The following is a 3,758-nucleotide window of genomic DNA, read 5'->3' on the forward strand; positions in this document are numbered from 1 at the left end:
CGCGCCACCTCCAGAACCGGCAGCCACTCGGCGGAGAGCAAGATGATGTTGACCCGCTGCACATGCTTTAGCGGGCGGTTCCGGTCACCAAGGATCGCAGCGAGGCGGATACGATCCTCAGATCCAACGATGACGCTGACGGTCTGGGCCATGCCTGGAGAATTCCACCGCAGCGCCCCGCTGTGAATCCTCCGTCTGCGTCAGTGCACTAGCACCATGATCTGCGTCACCGCATCAACGGCGCCTGTCACCCGGATGCTCGCGCCGCTCGGCAGCACGATCTCCAGACTGCCCGCCGCCTCCATGGCTGCAGGCACCGCGGGCGGGGCGGGTAAGGCAGGTGGCGGCGGCTCCTGCACCACCGCCACCGGCCCGAACCCTGCCATCGCGGTCGCCAGCATCTGCTTGCGCCAAGTGTAGAGCTGTCCCGTGCTCACCCCGTGTCGGTCCGCTGTCGCCGCACGCGGCTAGGTTTCCCGTCGTGGTTGGTACTCCGCCTCGCTCATCTCGAAGCTCCAGGCCAACGCCTCGCGCGCGGTGGCGATGTGCGGCGGCACACTGATCCAGTGCTCCTGAGGGGAGCCGTCCGCCTTCAGTACACGATCGTACACGGCGACAACGATGCTCGGGTCCTCGCGCCGGCCGATCAGGTAGAGGCGACCATAGCTGTCCTCCTGCACGGGGCGTGGGCGGACCGCCGTTGGCACTGCGTAGATAGACAGCAATCGCGGCTACGTGAAGCTCACGCCGTTACGGTCCCGGCATTCTCATAACGTCGTGACTTGTTCGCATAATGCTGCTTCATGCTTGTAAAGCTTTCGGCTCCGCGAGCACGCTTTGTTGCACCCATTTTGATCTTTGCATTACCGCCTGCACTTATTGGTCGTCGTCACCTTGTCAACAAGCAAGCATCAGGATTCTCCCGCCCCCGCTGCGGGTACAGGATGAATCTGCCGTCACCTTATTTCATCGGGGGCAAAGCGCATGGCGCCGAACCAAAAGAGAACCAAGAGCACGTCCGGCGGGCTTGGACACTCAGGCTCCATGAGCGCCGATGATATGCGTGCTTTCGTAGCGCCCTCGGCGCTGTCGCAGAGACGACATCAATCCGCCGCTGGCGCAGAGCCAGCGCATGGCCGCACGCCGCGGGGCAGCTACGCCCCGCCACCCGGCCGCACCGTACAGCCCGGTAAGTTTGGGCGCATGTTCCCAAGGCTGACAACGCCGCTGGATCTGAACGACGACACACTGTTCGCCCTGGCCCGGACGATGATCGAGAACGCCGAGACTAGCGGGCTGACCGGAGACAACGAGCACGTGCCCGCCGGGTACACCTATCTTGGCCAGTTCATCGATCACGACATCACCTTCGACACCACCAGCATTTCCGAAAGGGTTGTGGATCGGCCGGCTGTCGAGAACTTCCGTACGCCGAAGCTTGAGCTTGACAGCGTCTATGGCATCGGGCCCGCGGGAAGCCCTTACCTCTACGCGCGCGACGGCTTCGACCAGTTCATCATCGGCGAGTGTATCCCTGGCAGCAACCGGGGCGACGCTAGGATGACCAAGCCGCTGCCCAATGATCTGCCAAGGAACACCCACGGCACAGCGCTCATTGGCGATCCGCGGAACGACGAGAACCTGCTCGTTGCCCAGTTGCACCTCGCCTTCCTAAAATTCCACAACAAGCTGGTCACCGAGACAATCCCTGCACGTAGCCCGCAAATGACCAAGGACCGGCGCTTTGCGGTCGCCCGGCGGGAAGTGGTGTGGCACTACCAGTGGATCGTGCTGAATGACTTCCTCAGGCGCATCATCGACAACGACGTGCTGCAGCACGTCCTGACGCATGGCCGCAGGTTCTACCGCTTCGAGGAGCAAAGCGCCTACAGCCTACCCTACATCCCTCTCGAGTTTTCGGTCGCTGCCTACAGGCTTGGTCACAGCATGGTCCGCCAAGGCTACAATCACAATCGGGCCTTCAACCGCATAGGCTTCAACCTACTCTTCCTTTTCAGCGGCAAGTCTGGCGCGATCCGCGGCACGAAGGCTCCCCCAGCTCAGGGACCGTCCTTTGCATCACTTCCCGCGGACTGGCCAATCGACTGGCACCGCTTCTTTGAGCTCGGCAAGCCGACGCAATTCGGTACCGACATCACCGAGGAGCTCAACGCCTTCGGCTTCAACTTCGCCCGTAAGCTCGACCCCTACTTGGCGCCTGAACTGCATAGGCTGCCGCCAGCGCCACCTGAGCCGGCGCCGGTCGAGCGGGACTTCAGCCTGCCGTTCCTCAACCTAAGACGAGGCGTACTCATGGGCCTGCCGAGCGGCCAGGACGTTGCGCGTCACATGAACGATGCACGCAGTGGGATAAGCTTCACCATGCTTACACCTGAGCAGATCGAGGGCAGTGGACCAGATGGGAAGGCCGCAGCTGAAAGCGGGCTGCACCAACGCACGCCGCTCTGGTACTACGTGCTTAAGGAGGCTCAGATCCTCGGGAAGGGGCAGCGGCTCGGGCCGGTCGGAAGTCGTATCCTGGCCGAGGTGTTTGTGGGTTTGCTTCAAGGCGATGACGAGAGTTTTCTCACGACGGCCCCCGATTGGAAGCCAACCCTAGGAAAGGGCCGGGATTTCACGATGCCTGACCTGCTTCGCTTCGTCGGCGACCTCGACCCGCTGAACGCGCCCGGCAACCGTGACAAGGCCTCCGCATCGCCTACCACCTAAACTACGACAGCAGGGGTGCTTAGGAGGCATGGCGCCGCCAGTTGATCTGGCACTGTGCCCGCGTGAAAGCGGCGGAAAGAAAATCCCGATGACCCACGAGTTCCTCTCCATGATGCTCGGGGTGCGCCGTGCCGGGATCAGCGTCGCCGCCGGCATCCTGCAGAAGGCGGGCCTCATCGAGTACGCTCACGGCCGGATGGAAATCACCGACCGACCTGGCCTCGAGGCGGCCTCCTGCGAATGCTATGGCGCGGTCAGAAGGACCTGTGATCGCCTGCTTGAGCAGCCGGGGAGCGTCAAGGCGCCCTGCTGGCCCTGAAGGCACGTGCGCCGGAGGTCCGCTTTCCGCCCGACCCGCTCAGCCGAGGTCGGGGGCGCATCGTCTGCTTTCAGGAAGTCGGGCGCACCCAGCAGATGACCGACATGGGCGCAGAGCCGCCTATCCTCTGATCCCAGCGGCTATGTCGGCTTCGCGTCTGAAACCGGACCTTGATGGGCCGTAGGTGAAGGACCGCTGAGGGTCGCGTGCTGCGGTAACTTCCCTGGCGGGGCGGTGGGATATTTACCCTGCCCCCTGCGCTTTCCGCACCGCGTCCAGCACCGCCTCATGCGTCGCCAGTATCCGCCGCAGCGTGGGTTTCCCTTTGTCGCTCGCCTCGGCGATGCCCTCGTGCATTTCCTCGATCCCCGTCGTCATCTGCTCGGCCAAGCCGGATAGCCGCTCCTGTAGCTGCTCGCCGTCGTCCCTGAGTTCGGCCGTCCAGATCGCAAGGACGCGAGAGAATTCGGCGGCAGCGCGACCGGGTTGGACGCCCGCTTGCAGGAGCTTGATGAGTGGGGCCAGATCGGCAGTAGGTGAGCGGGACATGGGCGGGAAGGTAGGTAGTCAGACGTGGGTGGCTAGAGCACTTTGATGTTGCACGGAATCGCATGGTCTGATTCGACGCTGGTGTTGCACTGGCGAGGCGATGATGACGGCACCTCTGTCTGCGGACCTCCGGCGGCGCCTGGTCCGGGCGGTTGAGGCG

General features: G+C 63.4%; 5 protein-coding genes and 1 pseudogene. 2 read left to right on the forward strand and 4 right to left on the reverse strand.

The features are described 5' to 3' along the window. The 3 genes and pseudogenes from H7965_RS29040 to H7965_RS29050 all read right to left on the reverse strand — a co-directional run. Positions 1-152, reverse strand: a pseudogene (locus H7965_RS29040) (IS630 family transposase); the annotation flags it as partial. A gap of 48 nt (positions 153-200) precedes the next feature. Continuing rightward, on the reverse strand, positions 201-437 hold the full coding sequence (locus tag H7965_RS29045; RefSeq protein ID WP_186773981.1) for a hypothetical protein: 237 nt from the start codon (positions 435-437) through the stop codon (positions 201-203). 30 nt (positions 438-467) lie between these two features. Next, the gene (locus H7965_RS29050; protein WP_186773982.1) at positions 468-680 is read right to left on the reverse strand and encodes a DUF6745 domain-containing protein; all 213 of its coding nucleotides are present in this window, start codon (positions 678-680) and stop codon (positions 468-470) included. Between the two features lie 364 nt (positions 681-1,044). Here H7965_RS29050 and H7965_RS29055 point away from each other — a divergent pair, with 364 nt between their 5' ends. Together H7965_RS29055 and H7965_RS29060 are read left to right on the forward strand one after the other, a co-directional pair. After that, positions 1,045-2,730 (forward strand): peroxidase family protein, encoded by a 1,686-nt coding sequence (locus H7965_RS29055; protein ID WP_222440881.1) that lies wholly within the window; start codon positions 1,045-1,047, stop codon positions 2,728-2,730. 28 nt (positions 2,731-2,758) lie between these two features. Next, positions 2,759-3,049 (forward strand): Crp/Fnr family transcriptional regulator, encoded by a 291-nt coding sequence (locus H7965_RS29060; protein WP_186773983.1) that lies wholly within the window; start codon positions 2,759-2,761, stop codon positions 3,047-3,049. Between the two features lie 243 nt (positions 3,050-3,292). Here the strand turns inward: H7965_RS29060 and H7965_RS29065 are convergent, their stop codons facing one another. Then, complete coding sequence (locus H7965_RS29065) at positions 3,293-3,439, reverse strand: hypothetical protein (RefSeq protein WP_186773984.1); 147 nt, start codon at positions 3,437-3,439, stop codon at positions 3,293-3,295. Positions 3,440-3,758: the final 319 nt, after the last annotated feature.

This window comes from Siccirubricoccus deserti, from assembly GCF_014283215.1.
Classification (GTDB): domain Bacteria; phylum Pseudomonadota; class Alphaproteobacteria; order Acetobacterales; family Acetobacteraceae; genus Siccirubricoccus; species Siccirubricoccus deserti.

What these genes read in the sequence shown, in the direction of transcription:
- H7965_RS29055 (WP_222440881.1), top strand. Translation starts at nt 1,045, where the DNA reads ATGAGCGCCGATGATATGCGTGCTTTCGTAGCGCCCTCGGCGCTGTCG.
- H7965_RS29060 (WP_186773983.1), top strand. Translation starts at nt 2,759, where the DNA reads ATGGCGCCGCCAGTTGATCTGGCACTGTGCCCGCGTGAAAGCGGCGGA.